Here is a 19218-nt window from a genome sequence, read left to right as displayed (position 1 = left end):
GGGTGCCTCTCGTCAGGAAGCCATCGGTTGGTGTGGTAACCCCGATTCTCCCTGCACGGCAGGCACCCGCTCACGTTCCAGCCATCTACAAACCCTCAACATCACCAGCTACTGGCGGATTTAGGTCAGAGACCGTGCGTGCGCCTTCCAACGCACACGGCTCAAGCAGCCCGCGTGGGCGTGCAGTCTCCACAGTTGCTGTCCGTGTCAACCGTGTCCGCCGTCTGGGTGATGGTGGACGCAGTCGGCGTGCACGTGTATCCCCGCGTGCATTGTTCTTGTCGTGATTGTGTGGTGCCCGGCCCGGCCGTCCGCGTTTCCTGTGACGACGTCCTTTCGTTCGATCGCCGTGCGGAGCATGCGAAACCAGTTCTCCCATTGTCTGGGCGAGTCCGGTATGCGGTCGGCGAACAGCAGACTGCGGCCGCAGCCCGGGCATCTGCCGCCCTGCACGCGTAGAACGCGTTGGATGGACGGTGCCAGCGGTGGGCTGTGATGGGCCTGCCGTCGACGTCGGTCGGCCCAGTAGTCGGCGAGGGCCGGGTCGTCCGGAGACGATCGGCCCGCGACCATGACGTGCCGGATGATCGGAGTCCAGGCGTATTTGTGCAGATGGGCGCCGGTCTTGTGGTCTCCGAACACCCACTGGTCGTTCCTGGACTCGTGAAACGGGCCCCAGTAGCGTTGCCTGATCCACTGTCGGCCCTTGTTGGGGTGGGCGCCCCGCGCCCACTGGTCGAGCTGCACCCACAGGACCTGGTCCAGCCCGCTGAACGCTTTCTTTGCCACCCCTGTCCGGTAGTAGGCCGCCTGCCCTCTGACAATGGGGTTCAGCGTGCCTATCACTGCCGAGGCGGGCTGTCCCCGCAGCGCCCGTAGCTCGGCTTTCATCCGCCGCCGTATCCTGGCCAGCGCCTCCCTGCTGGGTTTGATGAGCAGTTTCGGGCCGTCCTTCGTCGGGTAACGCCGGACGTTGAATGAGAGGAAGTCGAACCCTTTGATGTCGGTGGTGATCCGGGTCTTTGCCTCGTTGAGGCGCAGACCCTTCGGAGCCAGCCAGGCAGCAAGGTGCTCACGCGCCGTTTCGGCCCGTTCCCGGCTGTGGCAGAGCACGACCAGGTCATCGGCGTAGACGACGACGGCGGGGCAGTCCCGTGCCAGTTCTCCGTTGCTCCGGTATCTGACCCCGGCGGCTTCCTCTATACCCTGTAACGCTACGTTGAGTAGCAGCGGCGAAATCACCCCACCCTGGGGAGTTCCCTTCAAGGTCGGGGCATACCGGTTGTTGTCGACCACTCCCGCCCGCAGCCACTCCGCTTTCTGCTTCCGCGCAGGGAAGCCAGCAAGGCGGCCGAGCAGGTGGTCATGGTCGATTCTGTCGAACGCGGCCTGAAGGTCCGCGTCGAGGATCCACCTGCGTTTCGCTCCTTTCTTACCCCCGACGGAGAAGATCTTCTCGATCGCGTCATGACAGCCTCGTCCTGGCCGAAAGCCATACTGGCAGGAATCCAGCCGGGCTTCCCACTCGGGTTCCAGCGCGTTTTTCACCCGGTTCTGCTGGGCGCGATCCGCGATGACGGGTATACCGAGTGGTCTGCGTTTTCCGTTTTTCTTGGGGACATGCACCCGTCGGACTGGGAGCGGGGCGGAGCCCGCCCCGTGGCGTTGTAGCCACCGGGCCAGTACCGCTCGCTGCCGGGAGGTCATGGCGACCTCGCCGTCGACTCCCGGGGTCCTTCGGCCGGCGTTGCGCTGGGCTACCTGCCGCACGCTGACCAGCGTGTTGGCGCGGCTACGCAACATCAGTTTCTGCAGATTTCGGGCGCGTTCGATGTCGCCCGCCTGCGTCGCCTTGAAGATCCTCTGCCGTAACCGCGCTACCTGCTTCTCCTGCGACGGCCAGTCGATGGCGTCCCAGTCCGGCAGGTCCTCGGGTCCGTTCACCCCGACCTCGGGCGCGGCCGATGCCGCCACCACGGCGGTGCTGGTCGTGTCCTGCGTCAAGGCGCCCAACGTGCCCCTCGGACTCGGGCGGTTCCTCGTCATCGGTGTGTTCACAAGGCCACCTGGCTCACGTCAGCTCCCTTTCCGGCCCAGGCAGGGCCTGGTATGCGGCCAGTTATACGGGCGCGGCCGGTTGAAGGTCCCGCCATCTGCCCCCGTCTTCCTGCTGCCTTTCGGCTGCCGCCGTTCGCTTCTTGAGCCATCCTTTCCCGCCGCGGGATTAGACCCCCCTTGCGGTCGACTTACCGGAGCCGGTCACCTCTCCGGACCTCGACGGGGTTTCCGCGTTCCGCACATGTGAGATACGGCCGGGATTGGGTGCCCTCTCCGCCCCGGGGCCATGGTGCCCATACGGCCAGGGCAGAGAACCCCAACCGCCATCGCCGTCTCTCAACGGCAGGCCCTGGACGCCGGTCCTACCTTCCATCTCCGGCGCTTCTGATTACGAGGCTTCCATCAAGGGTTCACCTTATTCACCCTTCCGGCCTTCCCTCGCCTGTTCCCGACGGATGGATATCGGTTCTTGGGCTTTTCCCCGGGCTTCACACCCAACGCGTGGAGTGCACGCGCGCGCATGCCAGGGCAGGGACAGGCTCCCGAGCACTGCCTGGAGACTCAGTACCGTCCCACGGTCCTCCATCCACTGGTCTCACTCACTCTGTGCGACCTCGTCGTCGCAACCCTGGTCCAGAACATCCGCCGCGGCCACTACGAACTCGGAACCAACACCGACCTCCACCGGATCGGAGGCTGCGCAAACGGTTCCGGGAGCGCGACTGAGGGCTGTCCCTGGCCCCCTCGGGGGTCGATCGGACGCCGGTACGTCCCCGCCGGGCTCGAGCCTTGTCCGGGGTGCGGGTGGGTGACGGTGCTGTGGTCGGGGTGCACCGTGTGCGATCCGAGGTCGGCGGTGCCGGCCCTGCCGACGCTGCGAGGGTGATCCCCGGCCTGAACAGCCCTACGGCCTGGGTACCAATGGATGGTAAGCCGGCCCGCCGGCCGGTCGACTCGACATCTGTACCCGCGTCACAGGAGGCAGCAATGGCGGAGCATTTCGTATGGATGACGACGCGAAGGATCCGACCGGACACGTTGGCGGACTTCGAGCGAAGCTGGCGGCCCGATCCGTACCCGGACGGTCTGCGCCACGCCTACGCATACTGGTCCGAGGACGGCACCGAGGTAGTCGGCGTCTCGTTCTGGGACTCCAAGGAAGCATGCGACGCCTGGCGCACCTCGGCCGCCGAGGCGCACCGTCGGGCAGCGATGGCGCCCTACGTGGTGGAGGAACACGAGGCGTTCTACCGAGGCCGCGAGTTGGCGGTGCCCGCGCACCACCGGTAGCCCTTACCGTGCCAGTACGGGTCTGGCCGTAGTCCTCGGCGAAGGTGACGTCGCGGACCAGTGGAGACGGTTCTCGATGGTGTGGGGCTCCAGAACCCCGATTTGGCGTTGACCTGCTCGTTTGTCTGCGGGACAGAGCCCGCCTCGAGCAGGCTGGACGTCGTGGTGTGGTCCCGGCTCTACACCCTGACACGCAACACTCTCGGACTGATGCTGCTCCGAGTCCGCGGGGACACCGCAAAGGACGTAGAGCTCCTCGTCCTGCGACATCAGGTGGCGGTGTTGCGACGGCAGGTGAACCGCCCGGCGCTGGAACCGGCGGATCGCGTGATCCTCGCAGCCCTGTCCCGGCTGCTGCCCCGAGCCCGCTGGGATCACCGGGCCTGCATGGCGGTGTGGCGGTCACGGACGTGAAGCGGCCACCGGGTGATCCTCGGGGGTTGTGTGGACCATCGAAGATTGACCAGTGGCCGCGGGCCACAGCATGAATAGCGGCCGTTGGCGGGCTGAGTTCGACTCGCTCGTCGACCGGGTGGTGGGCCGGTTCGCCCGGGTGGAGGTCCGCCGCAGGGTGGGGCCGTTCCTGCTCGGGCTGACGGCGGGCCTGGGCCGGACGAACTGCTGGACCGTCTCTGAACACGCGGTCGAGGCGTCGCCGCACGGGATGCAGTGGCTGCTGTCGCGGGCGGTGTGGGACGCCGACGCCGTCCGGGACGACCGGCGCGGCTACGTCGTCGAACGGCTCGGCGACAGCGGCGCGGTGCTGGCCATCGACGAAACGGACGACCTCAAAAAGGCGAACGGACGGTCGGGGTCCAGCGGCAGCACACCGGCACCGGCGGAAGGATCGAAAACGCCCAGGTCGCGGTCTACCTGGCCTACGCCGCCGACAGGGGGCACGCGTTCGTCGGGCGGCCACAGGCCCTTCTCGGACTGAGTCCTCGCCCGGTCGCCCTGTTGCGTCGTCGTGATCGGGGGAAGGCTTGGGATGTGAGCTGCTTGTAACACGACGTGAGGTTGGCAGATGGCATTCCAGCGAACGGCACCGGGCCGGGATCCGCCGCTGGCGGGGCGGGTGGAGCTGCTTCACGAGTCGGAGCGGACCCGGGTCGCTCGGCTGGTGTTCCCGTCTGGGAGTGTGATCCGGAAGGAGCCGCTGGGGCTTGGCGCTGCGCGACGGTTGCGGCATGAGGTGGAGATTCTCGAACGGCTGTCGGGAGTCGAGGGGGCTGTGCAACTGGCCCGTGGAGTGGCGCCGCAACTGGCCGCTGGGGTGGCGCCGTCGGCTGACTCGATCTTGCTGGTCGATGTCGCCGGTAGGGCTCTGTCCGAGCGGGCCAGGCCACTGGATCCGGCTGGGTTGGTTGATCTGGCCGGATCGCTCGCGCGTGCCGTGGCGGGGATGCATCACCGGGGTGTGGTCCATCGGAACATCAACCCGGCGAACCTCGTGGTGAGTGGGGACGAAGGCGCGCTGTTTCTGATCGACTTCGCGTTGGCTACGACCTTCGCGACCGTCCAGCAGGGGTTCGTGCATCACAGCGAGATCGTCGGGACGTTGCCGTATCTGGCGCCGGAGCAGACCGGTCGGACTGGTCGCCGGGTCGATCAGCGGGCTGATCTGTACGCGGTTGGGGCGACTTTGTACGAACTGGCGACCGGCGCGCCGCCGTTCGGCGTGGGGGATCCGTTGCGGATCATTCATGACCATCTTGCGCGGGTGCCGGTGCCGCCGTCGGTGGTGAATCCGGTGGTGCCGGCCGACCTGTCGGCGATCATCATGCATCTGTTGGAGAAGGAGCCGGACGATCGCTATCAGAGCGCGGACGGGCTGGTGCATGATCTCGCCCTGGTGCGCCGCGGCGCATTGATGCGCCCCGGTGAGCATGATTTTCCGGCACGGGCTTTGGCGCCGTCCCGGCTGGTCGGGCGGGAGCAGGAGATCGGCGAGCTGGGCGCGGCGTTTGTCGAGGCGATGGAGGGCCGCTGCCGTGGAATCCTCGTCAGCGGCGCACCGGGGGTGGGCAAGACCTCGCTCGTCAACGAGCTGCGGCCGGTCGTGGCCGGTAACGATGGCTGGTTCGTGGCGGGCAAGTTCGACCAGTATCGCCGTGACCAGGAGTTTGACGCGGTTTGGCAGGCGTTTCGGGCGCTGGGCCGGCTGTTGTTGGCCGAGCCGGAGGACCACCTGGTCGAGCTGCGGGAGCGGATGCTGCGGGCTGTGGGGCCCAACGCCGGACTGGCGGCCACCGTCCTCCCGGAGTGGGCGACGTTGCTGAGGGTGCCCCCGGAGCCGGGGGATCCGATGACAGCGCAGGCGCGAGCACAGCGCACTGCGGTGGAGATCCTGCGTGCGGTTGCCTCTCGGAAACGGCCGTTGGTGTTGTTCGTCGACGACCTGCAGTGGGCCGGGCGAACACCGCTGGGTTTCGTCGACCTTCTCTTCGGTGGCGAGGAGGAGGTCGAGGGGCTGCTGCTGGTCGGCGCGTACCGGGAGAGCGAGGTGGATGCCGTTCATCCGCTGGCGCCGATGCTGGCCCGTTGGCGTCGCCAGCCGGCCGGTCCGTCCCACGTGCGGTTGGGGAACCTGGCGCCGGACGGTCAGGCGGGTATGGCGGCGGACCTGTTGCGCCTGGCTCCAGAGCCCGCCGCCGAGCTGGCGCGGATGATCGCGCCTGCGACCGGGGGCAATCCGTACGACACGGTGGAACTGCTCAACTCCTTGCACCACGACGGTGTCCTGGTCTTTGGCGACGGCGGTTGGCGATGGGACCGGTCCACGCTGCGTGGCCGACTGGAGCGCGTGGACGTGGCCGGACTGCTGGCCGCGCATCTGGCGACGTTGCCGCCGGTCACCGGCGATGTGCTGGCGATGATGGCCTGCCTGGCCGGCAGGGTGGAGCTGGACCTCCTGAAGGCCGCGACCGGGCTACCGGCGGAGGAGGTGGAGCGGCGGCTCGGCCCCGCCTTCGCCAACGGCCTGCTGGTGCTGGAGCCCGACGGCCGGCCCGCCGTGCGGTTCCACCACGACCGAACGCAGGAGTCCGTCCTGCGCGGACTTGCTCCGCACGCGCAGCACGACACACGGCTGTGTCTGGCCCGCCGCCTGGCCGGCCGAGGCGAGTTCTTCGCCGTCGCGGCGGAGCAGTACCTGCTTGTGGCCGACGCAGTGCATTCCCTGCAGGAGCGGCAGCTGATGGGAAGGCTCTTCCGGCGCGCCGCCGACCAGGCGCGCCCGCTGAGCAATTACATGCTGGTGGAGCGGTTCCTGACCGCGGCGGTGGCGCTCATCGACCCGACCGATACCGACGAATTGATCGCGGTCCACACCGGCCGGCACGAAGCCCTGTACTGCCTCGGCCGGTTGGAGGAGGCCGACGAGGTTTACCAGACCATCTGCCGGCTGTGCACCCACCCGGCCGGGCGCACGGGCGCCACCGTGGTACAGGTCAGGAATTTCACCAACCGAGGCCGCGCTGGCGAGGCGATGCGGCTCGGCCTCGACCAGCTACGCCAGCTCGGCCTTGCCGTCCCTGATCAGGACCACCTCGCCGCGGAGATCGACCGCGGACTGGATGCGGCCTATCGGTGGATCGACCAGACGAGCGAATCCGACGATCTGCGCTGGCCGGGGATCATCGACCACTCCCAGATCGACACTTTCAAGATCGTCAACTCTGTCATGCCCGCGGCGTACTTCTCCGACCACGCGATGATGGCCTGGCTGACCCTGCAGGCGCTGGACGTGTGGGCACGGCACGGCCCGGATCCCGCCCTGCTCGGCCCGGCCGCCCACGCCGCGTTCGTGGCCATCGCCCGCAGGCAGGACTACCGCACCGGGTACCGCATCATGCGGCGGATCCTCGCGGTCGCTCGGGCGCGCGGCTTCGAGCCCGACATGTGGCAGGCGCAGTTCCTGTATGTACTCAGTACCGGCCATTGGTTCGACCCACTCGAGGACAACCTGTCCGCCGCGCGTGGCGCGTTGGAGCGTCTTCTCCAGAATGGCAGCCTGCAGAACGCGTGCTGGACCCACAGCGTTCTGCTGTCCAACCTGCTGGACTGCGCACCATCGCTGGACGTCTTGGCAGCCGAGGCCGACGAAGCGATGGCGTTCGCCAGACGTACCGGCAACGCACACGCTGAGGAGGCGTTCCAGACTTGCCGCCGGATGGTACGGGTGCTGCGCGGCGAGGCCCTTGAACCGGCGGCCGACGATGCGGCCCAACTGAGCATGCTGGCCGCCAACCCGCTCGCGGCCACCCACCTGCACCTCAACCGCGCCCTCGCCGCGGCTGTCTTCGATCACCCGGCTGAGCTGGCCCGGCACACCGCCGCCGCGATGCGATTGCTGCCGAGCGCCGAAGCAACCTATCTGACAGCGACGGCGCGCCTGCTGCGGGCCGTGGCGTTGGCGGGACAGGCCCGCACCGCCACCGAGACAGGCCGGCGCAGCGCGTTCCTGGCCGAGCTGGACGAGCTTGTCGGATGGCTGGCCGGGCGCGCCGCCGACGCACCGGCCAACTTCCTGCATCTGCTGCGCCTGGTGGAGGCGGAGCGGGCCTGGGCCGCCGGCGACTTCCACGAGGCGGCGTACGCGTTCGACGCGGCACAGTGCGAGGCCTCGGTGCGGACGCGTCCCTGGCACCGGGCGCTGATTCTGGAACGCGCCGCCCGGTTCTACCTCGCTCACGGCATGGCAGCGGCTGGCAGTGCGTTGCTCGCCTCCGCCCGCCGCCAGTATCTGGACTGGGGAGCGACCGCGAAGGTCAGACAGCTCGACTGGGCCCACCCGACGCTACGGGCCGAACCCGCCGGTGCCCAGCCGACCGCGCAGCCACCGGCGGAGCCGACCTCCCGCCGCCCCAGAGTCACCGCCGGTAACCTCGACCTGCTCGGCGTCGTCGCTGCTTCGCAGGCGCTCAGCTCGGAGACCAGCATCGAGAGCCTGCAGGCCAGGGTCGTGGGAGTCCTGTCGGCAATGACCGGCGCCACCAGCATCCACCTGCTGTTGCGCGATGAGGAGCAGCGGGACTGGTTGGTGCCGGCCGGCGACGCCGGCACGATCACGCTTGCCGAGGCGGGCCGCCGGCGGCGACTGCCACCGTCGGTCGTTCTGTATGCCGAACGCACCGGCGAGCCCGTCGTCGTCGCCGATGCCACCGGCGACGACCGGTTCCGCCGCGACCCCTACGTAGCCGACCTGGACCGTTGCTCCCTGCTCGCCATACCCATCGTGATCCGCGGCGAGCGCCGGGCGATGCTGCTGCTGGAGAACCGGATGATCCGCGGCGCGTTCACCACCGAACGCCTCGAAGGGATCATGCTCATCGCCGGACAGCTCGCGGTCTCCCTCGACAACGCCCAGGTCTACGCCTCCCTGGAACACAAGGTCGCCGAACGCACCCAGCAACTCGCCACCGCCAACCAGCGGCTCGAACAGCTATCGGTCACCGACGAGCTGACCGGACTGGCCAACCGGCGACGCCTCGACGAGGCTCTCGACGCCGAATGGCACCGGGCGACACGCCAGAAGGCACCCCTGGCCTTCGCCATGATCGACATCGACCACTTCAAGCTTTACAACGACCACTACGGCCACACCGCCGGCGACCGCTGCCTCCAACAGGTCGCCACCTGCCTGGCCGTCAACACCCGCGCCGTCGACCTCGCCGCCCGCTACGGCGGCGAGGAGTTCGCCATCGTGATGCCGGGCGCCGACCTCGACGCCGCAACCCGGCTGGCCCGGCGCCTGTGCGCCGCCGTCGCGGAACTCGCCCAGCCACACCCGCTGGTCGCCGACAACATCGTCACGGTCAGCATCGGCGTCATCGCGATCACCCCCACCCCCCACGACGACCCGGCAGCCTTCGTCGAACTCGCCGACGCGGCCCTGTATCAGGCCAAAAACGGCGGACGCAACCGCGTGGCAGCAACCAGCACGTCGAACGGGGTCGAGTCGATCTGCCTCAGCTCACCCGGCGCGGCGACCGTTACCGCGGAGAACGACCGCCGGGACGCACGGCCAGCGACCGGCGGGCGCGCCGAACCGGTGACGTGGCGGCCGTGCGCGAGCTGAAGAACCGCGAGTCGGTGAAGCGGGGGTGCGGCTGCGCACGGCCCAGCGGTGGCTGCCCGGTACCAGGCCGGTAGGCCGGGCGGGCTCGCCCGGTCCGCGCGCGGGACGGGGCACGCGGCGACTGCCCGACGAACTGCGGCTGCTGATCGAGGGTCTGGCGCTTCACCCGCCGGAGCCGTCCGCGGCGCACGCGCGCGGTCATCCGGGAAATACAGCGCCGGAATACGGCTGGAAGCCGCATGGTGATCTTCGGTGGGGTGTTACTCGTCGGTGATGAGGTGGTCGAGGGTGCGGGTCTTGTCGTCTTCGGCGGGTTGGGTGTAGATCCGGACGGTTTCGAGTCGGGGAACCGTAGCGATACGACCGCGCCAGGGGAATCGATGGGCGGTACGGCGTGATGTGCGCCGTATCACTCGGTTTGACATCCTCTCCGCCCTGAAGGACTCCGTTGCCCAATTTGGTCATGCGGCGAGTGCGGAGGTGAGGGCGTTGAAGTGGCTGGTTCGGGTTCGTCCGGTCGGGGTGTCGGTCCACCAGCCGTGGAGGCGGACGAGGTTGATCGCGGTCGCGGCGAAGACGTGGGCGAGATGGTTCTTGGGCAGGCCGTGGTAGCGGGCGTGGCGGATACCGGTGGTGGCGGTGGCCTGGTGCATGGTTCCCTCGACGCCGGCCCGGAGGTCGTAGCGCTTCTTCCACGCGTCGGTGGCCTGCTCGGCGCGGAGCCGTTCAAGCAGTTCGTGCTGGTCGCGGGGACGCAGGGTGAGCTTGCGGGCCGCGGTCGCCGAGGAGGTGCAGCGGGCGCGCAGCGAGCAGGGCAGGCAGTCCACCCTGCGGAAATCGACCTTCAGGACGGGTTTCCCTCGGGCCTTCTCGGTTCGCCAGGTGCTGCTGGCGGCGCCGTTCGGGCAGGTGGCCTGCTGTCGGTCCCAGTCGATGGTGAAGTCGGACAGGTCGAAGGCGCCGGGGGTGCGGGCCTGCCAGGAGGTGTTCACTCCGAGCGGGCCGACCAGTTCGACGCCATGCTCGGCCGCGCTGGTCAGGAACAGCTCGGTGGAGGTGTAGCCGGTGTCGACGGCGTGTTCGGCGGGCAGCAGACCACGGCTGGCGAGGTGGGCGTGCACGACAGGGGTCGTCTCCTGGTCGGTGACGGTGGCGGCGGTGGTCTCCACGTTGGTGATCATGTGTGGGGTGTCGTCGTCGCAGGTCTCGGTGAGGTGGACCTTGTAGCCGACCCAGCCAGACCCGTGTTTGATCCCGTAGCGTGCGTCAAGGTCATAGGGAGAGGCCAGCCGGCGTCTGCCCGGCGGGAGGTCCTTGTCCTCCCGCCAGACCACCTCCGTCCCGGTGCGGTGGTACTGCTGGACCCACGCGACGCGCAGGACGTCGATCGCGGGGATCTCGCGCAGCCAGGCCGGCGCGTCGGGAGCGCCGACCGCCGTGAGCAGGGTGAACCCGTCCCGGCCGATCATGACGGCCAGCTCGGCGCGGCCCGACGCCGACCCCGGCAGCCGGTAGGACTCCACCCGCGCCGCATAGCGACGGTCCCAACCGGGCTCGACGACCCCGGCCAGCCAGCCAGGGGCCGCCGCGGCCAGCGCCTCAAGCGCCCCACGCATCGTCTCACCGACGAACTCGAGCCGGTTGAGCGAGCGCACCGCGGCCAGCACATGGGTGGAATCGGTGCGGGCCCGCCCGCCCGCGCGCAGCAGCCCGAGGTCCGACAGCCGCGCGAGCAGCAGGTCCAGAACCTTCTCCTCCAGACCATGTTCCACGAGCCGGACCCGGAACCCGCTCAGCACGGAGAAGTCGAAACCCGGGTCGTCGAGACCGAGGCCAAGCGCGTACTTCCAGTCGATCCGCCCCCGGACCTGCTCCGCGGCCTGCCGGTCAGTGAGGTTCTCGGCGAACTGCAACACCGAGACCAGCGCCAACTGGCCCGGCGAACAGCCCGGCCGGCCCCGGGTCGCGAACGCCGACACGAACTCCTCGTCGCCGAACAACTCCCCGATCTCGTCGCGCACCCGGATCGCCAGAGCACCCCGCGGGAACGCCGCCCGCGCGACCCGCGCGGTCATCTCGGGAACCTCCGGCCACGGCTGTGGCTGCAACGACACCGCACACCTCACCAGACAGACAGGGACATCGCCTACCGTGCAGCCATCATCGCCCACAGCGAGGAACGCATTGGGCAACGGAGTCCTGAAGACCGGAGCACTGGCCCGCGGCTTGGTAGCGTGATCGATGTTGGCTCACGTCCCGGTGGAGGACATCCGCGATGATCAGTGGATATCGGTTCCTCCACGACATCGGCCACGGTGGGTTCAGCACCGTCCACCTCGCCGAACAGGAGATCTTCGACCGGCGGGTCGCGGTCAAGATCATGCATGCCGACCTGCGCGATCCGGACGCGGAGCGGCGATTCGTGCGGGAATGCCGGGCGACCGGGCGGCTCACCGGGAACCGACACATCATCACGGTGTTCGACGCCGGCACGACGTCCGATCACCGGCCCTACATCGCCATGGAGTACTTTCCCGGCGGAACGCTCAGTCAGCGGCTGGGAGAATCGGGACCGCTGCCCGTCCGGGAGGCGGTCGCCCTGATGATCCCGATCACGCGGGCGCTCGGCGCCGCCCACCTCCACGGCATCCTGCACCGCGACCTGAAACCCGCGAACATCCTGCTGCGCGGGCCCGGCGATCCGGTGCTCAGCGACTTCGGCATCGCCAGTATCAACGAGGGCGCCGAGGCGGCCACGATCTCGGCCGCCTTCACCGCCGGGTACGCGGCACCGGAGGTGATACTGGGCGAGCCTCCGGAGATCGCCTCGGACGTCTTCGCGCTCGGCGCCACGCTGTTCGCCCTGCTGACCGCCTCCACCCCGTTCCCGGGGCGGACGGTCGTGCAGATCCTGACGCGCATCCAGGATGGCGACATGCAGCCGGTCACCCGGGATGACGTCCCGCCGGAGCTGATGGACCTGCTGCACCGGATGCTCGCGGCGGAGCCCGGGCAGCGGCCGGGCACCGAACAGATCGCCGCGGGGCTCGACGCCACCCTGGCCTCCCTGAGCACACCCGCCAGGCGGGCAGGCGGGCAGGCGGGCGGACCGCCGGCCGGGCAGGCGGGCGGGCTGGCAGGCGGAAGCGCCCGGGGTCCTTCCGCCGGGCCGCCCCCGGCTACCACCGACCAGTTCCCCGGACAGCCGCGCCGGCCGCGCCCGACGACGCCGCGGCGACGGTTCCCGCGGCGGGGGATGGTCATCGCCGGGCCGGTGGCGCTGCTCGCGCTGGCGGCGGTGCTGCTCGTCCTGCTCACCGGCGGCGGCGAGGACGCGGCCGACGGCACGCCCCCGCCGGTCGATCCCGGGGCCACGGAGGTGAGCACGCCCCCGGAAACCGGCTCGGCGACCGGGCTGACGCCGCCCCCCGGTCCGTCGTCGGCGCCCGTCGGGACCACCGAGGGTGCTCCCCCGGGCCCGACGGGCTCCTGCGGATACCAGGCAGCGACGGTGGCCGACTACCGCGACCGGCGGTTCACGGAACGGTTCATGTGCTCGACCAGCGTGAACTCCCCCGTGTACGCGAACGTCGCCGCCGGCGCGGGCGAGCCGCTCGATGACTCCGGGCTCATGCGCGCGTCCGCCACGGTCTGGGTGATCTGCCAGCTCGAGGGACGGGCGAACCCCGTTCTCGACGGAAAGACGAGCACCTGGTGGCTCTACACCCAGGGGGACCTCTCCCGCCCGAACGCCTTCGGGTACACCGGGAGCTGGGGCTACCTGCCCGCGACCGCGGTGCGTGACGGCGTCCAGGGCGAGCCCGTTCCCGGCGTCCCCGTCTGCGCCGGCCCGCTCTGAGAATCCGGGCGTCGAATCCGGGCGTCGCCGAATCCGCCCCGTCGTTCGCCGCGTCGTTCGCCACGCGGGATGCGTCGGACCCGGCCGATCGACGATAGTCAGCACGGGAGACCGCCCGGCGCCCGGCCGGGGCGACTACGCGAGGAGCGCGCACGTGGCAGGACTCGACCGCGATGGTGACGTGTTCGTCCTGGACCTGGGCGACGGGGAGAACCGGCTGAACCCGGCCGCGGTCGCCGCCATCAACGCCCGCCTCGACGAGGTGACCGCCGCGGCCGGGCCGAAAGCGCTGGTAACGACCGCCGAGGGCAAGTTCTGGAGCAACGGGTTCGATCTCGCGTGGATGACCGCGAACCCCGGTGAGATCGGGCCGTTCATCCAGTCGGTGCGGGTGCTGTTCGCGCGGATGGTGACGCTGGCGCTGCCGACCGTCGCCGCGGTCGGCGGGCACGCCTTCGGCGCCGGGGCCGTTCTCGCGCTGACCCACGACCAACAGGTCATGCGGGTCGACCGGGGCTACTTCTGTCTGCCCGAGGTCGACGTCGACATCCCCTTCAGCATCGGGATCACCGAGCTGATCCGGGCGCGCATGCCGGTGCGCACGGCGCACGAGGCGATGACGACCGGCCGCAGGTACGGCGGCGACGACGCGCTCGCGGCCGGCATCATCGACGGCGTCGCCGACCAGGAGAAGGTCCTGGCGACGGCGATCGCGATGGCCCGCCCACTCACCGGCAAGGCGTCACGGACGCTGGGGACCATCAAGTCGAGGCTGTACGCGACCGCGGTCGCGGGCCTCGTGTCGGGCGAGGCCGTCGAGGTCCCGGTCTGACGCCCGTCGACCGGGTGATCCGCTGGCCTACGGGGTGATCGCCGGCCAGTCGCCGCCCTGCGGGAGCGGGTGCCGGAACAGCCTCGCGGCGTTGCCACCGGCGATCATCACGGCCTCGTGCCGCGGGATGTCGGCGAAACGCTTGCGCAGCAGGTCCTGCGAGCCCGGCCAGGTCGAGTCGGCGTGCGGGAAGTCCGTCTCGAACAGGATGTGGTCGATCCCGATCATGTGACGCTGGTCGAGCGTGCCGGGGTCGTCCAGCATGCAGAAGTAGAAGTTCCGGCGCAGCGCCTCGCTCGGCGTCACGTCGTACGTCCACGGCGTGCCGCCGCTGCCGGAGTGCTCGAGCACGTAGTCGAGGCGGTTGATCGCCATCGGCACCCAGCCGATGCCACCCTCGCTCAGCGCGATCCTGAGGTTCGGGTAGAGCGCCGGGATGCCCGCCCACACCCAGTCCACGGCCGCGCAGAACGCGCCCGCCGGGAAGAGCGACGTCTGCACGTTCAGGCCGCCGCCCGGCGAGCCCTGCAGGACGAAGCCGCTCGCGCCGCAGTGCAGCGAAATGACCGTGTCGGTCTCCTCGCACGCCTTGAAGAACGGCTCCCAGTGCCTGTGGTTGGTGATCGGCGGAAGCTTGAGCAGATGCGGCGACTCGAGGAACGACACCGAGGTGAAGCCGAGCTCGGCGTTGCGGCGGATCTCCTCGGCGGCGACCTCGGGGTCCTTGAACCAGGGCAGCTGCATCGGGATGAAGCGCTCCGGGTACGCCCCGTGCCACTCCTCGACCATCCAGCTGTTCCAGGCACGGACCGCGGCGAGCCCGACCTCCTGGTCGTTGTTCATCGACAGCACGCGGCCGGTGAAGCCCCACGCCCCGGAGGGGAAGCACAGTGACGCCCAGATGCCGTCGAGGTCCATGTCCTTCACACGGGCATGGACGTCCCACGCGGACCGGCGCATCTCGCTGAAGTTCAGCGGGTCGAGGTTCCACTCGGACTGCGGGCGCCCGGCGACGACACTCATTCCGTTGTCACGGTAGAGCCGGTCGCGGTAGACCCAGGCCTCCGAACCGTCCGGCGTCGTGATCACCTGAGGTGCCTTGTCCCGAAGGTTCGCCGGGAACCGCTTGACGAAGATGTCGGCAGGCTCGGTCAGATGATCGTCCACCGAGACGATCGAGTAGCTGCGTTCCTGCGGCTCTGGGTCCGGAAGCAGCTGCCAGTTCGGCCTCGGCATGATGCGCTCCTAGTTCTCGCCGATCAGACGCGCCAGCGATTGTTCGCGAGCGTTTACTCTCTACGATCCTAGCCGCACCCGCAAGGGCGGGGCGTCCGATCCGAGGCGGGGTCCAGGTCCCCCTCGACGTCGGGGCGGGTCTCAGCCGAGGGCCAGCTCCTGGGCGGTCGAGGCGACCAGCAGGCCGTCCCGGTCGAAGAAGGTGGCCCGGGTGAACGTCCGCGGGCCCGCGCCGGACGGGCTGTCCTGGACGAGGAGCAGCCACTCGTCGGCACGGAACGGGCGGTGGAACCAGGCGGCATGGTCGAGCGCCGCCGCCCGGGACGGTTCCCCGCCGACCGGCGCGCGGGCAGCTGGCGGCGGCCAGTTGGCGAGGGCGGCCGCGGCGTGGCCGGCGATGTAGGTCAGCGCGCCGGCGTGCAGGCGCTGGTCGTCCGGTAGCCCCTCGACGAGGCGCACCCAGGCGATCGGGCGCCCCGGCCCCTTCCCACCAGACCGGGCGCCCCTACCCGCTGGACCACCGGCAGCGGTTCCTGGGCCGGCCGCGGAGCCCGGGCCGGCCGCGGAGCCCGGGCCAGCAGCGGGGGCTGGGCCGGCTGCCAGCCGCAGGTCGACGAGCAGGTCGCCCAGCTCCCGGGGGTCGGTGCGCCAGCGCTCCAGGGCCTCGGGGGGTGGCACGCGGGGAGCGCGCAACTGGTGTCCGCCGCGCCAGCCCCGCTGGTACGACAGGTGCATCGCGCAGACCACCTCACCGGCCTGCACCCCCGTCACCCGCCGGGTCACGGACGTGGCCCCGTCCCGGACCCGGTCGACGAGGTACACGACCGAGTGCTCCTCGCGCGGAGGGCGCGGGAACTGGGCCTGCACCGAGTGCAGGGGATGCCCCGAGCCCACCGTCCGGCCGGCCGCGAGCTGCCCCTGGACGGCGATCTGCCCCAGGTGGACGGGCACGCCCCTGGTGCCGCCCCGGAAGACGTCGCGGTCGACGGCCTCGAGCTCGGCGACGCCGGGAAAGGTCGGTGCGGTGCCCCGAGCCGGTGGCCGGGCGGCACCGCGACGCACGACCCTGTCCACGGTTATCCGGAGCGGCGTCAGGCGAACCTCGCGGACCAGCCCCGGTGTCCTCGGCCCGGGAGTCCGGTGATCGCGGGTGGATGGGCCGTCCGGTGGGCGTTCCCGGCGGGCGGCGGCTTGGGTGGGGTCGAGGTCGGGGATGCCAGGATCACGCCGCCGGGGCAAAGCGCTTCCCGTCCGAGACATACCCGGCCGGCGGGGTGCCCGGATCGGGCCGCCCTTGGTCGGTGCCGGGGTCGCGCGGGCCGTCCGGGTCCCCCGCGGCCCCGGTCGGCGGATCTCCCGGATCCCGCGGATCCCGTGCGTCCCGCAGCCGGCGGAGCTCGGTGGCCACGGTGCTCGGGGCCAGCGTCCGGCGGATCCGCGCTCGGCGTGTCGTGCGCTCGCGCAGGGCCCGCTCGAACCGGTCGAGGAGGCGGCAGGCCTCGTCCGCGGCGCGGCGGCCGGGGATGCCCTCCCATTCCACCGCGGTCACGGGGGCGAACAGGGCGAGGGTCACGATGTCGGCCAGCTCGCGGATCGCCGTCTCGCCGGACGGGCCCACCTCGGCCACGGCGAGCCGGGCGACTTCTCCCGGACTCGCGGCGGCCGGGACGGGCAGGCCCACGTCGGCGAGCGCGTCGACGGCCTGCCGCCAGGCGTCGACCACCCTGCGTCGTGGGTGGCCCGCGCGGCGCAGGCGGCCCCGCCGGAGCGAGGGCAGCGCGACGGCGAGCGCGAGATACAGCGCCGCGGCGCCGGCGATCGCCAGGCCGCTCCGGATGGCCCAACGTGACCAGGCACCCGGGCCGGGCGGCGTGGCCGCCGGGGTGGAGTCCTCCGTGGCCCGGGTGGCCGGTGCCGTGGTCTCGACCGCGGAGCGCAGGGCGACGTCGATCAGTTCCGCCTGCTCGGGGGTCTCGCCCGGATTCGATCCCGCCACGCTCGCGCCGCGGGCGTCCGCGGCCGGCGGGGTGGGGAAGAACGGCAGCCAGCCGGCGCCGTCGAAGCGCACCTCGGCCCAGGCGAGCGCGTCGGCGCCGTGCACGGTGCGGGGCTGGCCGTCCACCGCGGGGGGCGCGGTGAATCCCACGGCAAGCCGGGCGGGCAGCCCCAGGATGCGGGCCGCGAGGACGAAGGCGGTCGCGAACTGCTCGGACGTCCCGCGGTGGGTGTGGGCGAGGAAGTGGTCGATGTGCCCGTACGAGTGTCCGGGTGGGACGGCCGGGTCGAAGGTGAAGGTCGCGCTCAGGTACTGCCGCAGCAGCGCGGCCCGTTGGAACGGGGTGCTCCCCCGGGCCGTCGCGATATCCGCCAGACGGCCGAGGATGGCCGGCGGGTCGGCGGGGACCTCGAGGTCGGGATCGGGCCCGCCCGTTCGGGCGGTGCCGGCGTCGAACCTGGGGAGATCCGCCGGCGCGGGCCGGGGGTCCGGCGCTGAAGTGATCTCGTAACGGTCGCCGGGAAGCAGCGGACGGTCGTTCAGCAGGGTTCCGGTGCCGGGATCGACCCGGACACCGGTGGGGGCGCCCACCAGACGCCCGTCCGACGGGAGGATCCGCCCGCCCAGTCCGGCGATCTCGATGACCTGCCGCATCTCGCCCACCGGTGCCGGGCCGGGCCCGTCACCTGCTGGATCAGCGGCCCGGTCGCCGGCAGCGGGATCACCGGCCGGGTCGTCGGCGATCCCGGCTTGCGACGAGGGTGGCCCCGAGCCGGCCCGAACGAAACGGGCGGTCGACCGCCACTGGGCGCCGTCGTAGGAGTCGAGGACGGCGAGCCGGAGGGTCACCGGCTCGGCCGGGGCCGGCCCGCTGACGTCGGTGCGGAAGAGCACCTCGTCCGGATGGGCGGTCCAGCCGCCGAGTGCGCTGAGCGGGCTCGGCTCGGTCTGGCTCACCGGTGGTGTCGAGCGGTGGGTGCGGGGGTCGACGGGGTCCCCGCCGCCGGCCCTCGTCGCGGCCGTGCCGGCGAACACGCCGACCACGACCACGAGCAGTGTCGCGCCGCCCCGGCGCGCGAGCTCACGGCGCGGGCCGCGGCTCGCGGCCCGGGGCGCTCTGATCATGAGGAACAGCGCGGTCAGGGCGGCGAGGGCACCGGCCCGGGCCAGGTTGTCCCCGGAGGCGGGGACGGCCAGCGCGGACGCGGCGAGAAGGGCTACGGCGGCGGGCAGTGCCGGGGCGAGCGCCGCGCGGGTCCGCACGGCGAGCTCGGCGCCGAGCGCCGCGGCGAGCCAGGTGGGGGCGAGCGCGACGATCAGCAGGTCGGGGTCGGCCGGGGCGGGGACGCCCATGTCGAGGACCCGGGCCCACCCGTCGAAGACGCCTGTGCGGACCACATCGAGGCGGGCCATGAGATCGCCCGATCCGGCGGCGACGGTGTAGGCCGTCCAGGCTACGAAGCCGGCCAGCCATACGGGCACGGTCAGCGCCGGCGAGACCGGGCGGCCGTGCCGGGAGAGCGCGCCGACCAGGACGGCGGGCAGGACCGCCGCCACCGGCAGCAGCACCCACAGGTCCCGGGTCGGGAAGAGGCGGGTGAATCCCGTCCCGGCCACCAGGGCGAGGGCGGCGACGACGGCCAGCGCGGCGACGCGGCGTAGACCGGCCTCGCCCGGGGCGAAGGTGGCTCGGCGGACCGGGCCCGCGGCGCCGGTCACGATCCGCCGCCCGCGCCGCGCCCAGTCCTGGTCCTGGGACTGGGGCCGGGGCCGGGGCCGGGGCCGGCCGACGCCAGGGCGGCCACCGGTAGCAGCGGTCCCGCCAGGTCCGGCTCGGTTTCGGCCTGGCCCCATCCCGCTGAACCCGA

The 19218-nt window shown here is 71.1% G+C and carries 10 protein-coding genes and 1 pseudogene; 6 read left to right on the top strand and 5 right to left on the bottom strand.

The features are described from left to right. Positions 1 to 207: 207 nt before the first annotated feature. Positions 208 to 1944, bottom strand: a complete 1737-nt coding sequence (locus tag FMEAI12_RS06330; protein ID WP_235013759.1) for a reverse transcriptase domain-containing protein — start codon at positions 1942 to 1944, stop codon at positions 208 to 210. Between the two features lie 1122 nt (positions 1945 to 3066). Here FMEAI12_RS06330 and FMEAI12_RS06325 point away from each other — a divergent pair. From FMEAI12_RS06325 to FMEAI12_RS06310, 4 genes and pseudogenes are all read left to right on the top strand, one after another. Continuing rightward, positions 3067 to 3348 (top strand): hypothetical protein, encoded by a 282-nt coding sequence (locus FMEAI12_RS06325; protein ID WP_200835201.1) that lies wholly within the window; start codon positions 3067 to 3069, stop codon positions 3346 to 3348. A gap of 162 nt (positions 3349 to 3510) precedes the next feature. After that, a complete protein-coding gene (locus FMEAI12_RS37035; RefSeq protein ID WP_235013758.1) occupies positions 3511 to 3762 on the top strand; it encodes a hypothetical protein in 252 nt (83 codons plus the stop codon). A 70-nt stretch (positions 3763 to 3832) separates the two neighbouring features. Then, positions 3833 to 4263: pseudogene (locus tag FMEAI12_RS37030) on the top strand (transposase); the annotation flags it as partial. A 109-nt stretch (positions 4264 to 4372) separates the two neighbouring features. Continuing rightward, positions 4373 to 9427: a diguanylate cyclase gene (locus FMEAI12_RS06310; protein ID WP_235013757.1), complete on the top strand. Its 5055-nt coding sequence runs from the start codon at positions 4373 to 4375 to the stop codon at positions 9425 to 9427. A 461-nt stretch (positions 9428 to 9888) separates the two neighbouring features. On the opposite strand, the gene FMEAI12_RS06305 is transcribed toward FMEAI12_RS06310, so the two are convergent. Further along, complete coding sequence (locus FMEAI12_RS06305; protein ID WP_112105317.1) at positions 9889 to 11541, bottom strand: IS1182 family transposase; 1653 nt, start codon at positions 11539 to 11541, stop codon at positions 9889 to 9891. Between the two features lie 161 nt (positions 11542 to 11702). Here FMEAI12_RS06305 and FMEAI12_RS06300 point away from each other — a divergent pair, with 161 nt between their 5' ends. Next, complete coding sequence (locus tag FMEAI12_RS06300) at positions 11703 to 13286, top strand: serine/threonine-protein kinase (RefSeq protein ID WP_112105316.1); 1584 nt, start codon at positions 11703 to 11705, stop codon at positions 13284 to 13286. A gap of 154 nt (positions 13287 to 13440) precedes the next feature. Next, a complete protein-coding gene (locus FMEAI12_RS06295) occupies positions 13441 to 14118 on the top strand; it encodes an enoyl-CoA hydratase-related protein (protein WP_071060024.1) in 678 nt (225 codons plus the stop codon). A 27-nt stretch (positions 14119 to 14145) separates the two neighbouring features. On the opposite strand, the gene FMEAI12_RS06290 is transcribed toward FMEAI12_RS06295, so the two are convergent. The 3 genes from FMEAI12_RS06290 to FMEAI12_RS06280 all read right to left on the bottom strand — a co-directional run bounded on the left by FMEAI12_RS06290 (position 14146) and on the right by FMEAI12_RS06280 (position 19069). Beyond that, on the bottom strand, positions 14146 to 15354 hold the full coding sequence (locus FMEAI12_RS06290; protein ID WP_112105315.1) for an amidohydrolase family protein: 1209 nt from the start codon (positions 15352 to 15354) through the stop codon (positions 14146 to 14148). Between the two features lie 141 nt (positions 15355 to 15495). Then, positions 15496 to 16416 carry an acyl-CoA thioesterase domain-containing protein gene (locus FMEAI12_RS06285; RefSeq protein ID WP_235013756.1) on the bottom strand — a complete coding sequence of 307 codons (921 nt, stop codon included), beginning with the start codon at positions 16414 to 16416 and terminating at the stop codon, positions 15496 to 15498. A gap of 160 nt (positions 16417 to 16576) precedes the next feature. Then, complete coding sequence (locus FMEAI12_RS06280; RefSeq protein WP_112105313.1) at positions 16577 to 19069, bottom strand: transglutaminaseTgpA domain-containing protein; 2493 nt, start codon at positions 19067 to 19069, stop codon at positions 16577 to 16579. Between the last annotated feature and the right edge of the window lie 149 nt (positions 19070 to 19218).

The sequence above is a fragment of the Parafrankia sp. Ea1.12 genome, from assembly GCF_900465275.1.
In the GTDB taxonomy this organism is placed as follows: Bacteria; Actinomycetota; Actinomycetes; order Frankiales; family Frankiaceae; genus Parafrankia; species Parafrankia soli.
The sequence above is the reverse complement of the archived record's forward strand: the minus strand, read 5'-3'. Positions and strand labels throughout refer to the sequence as shown.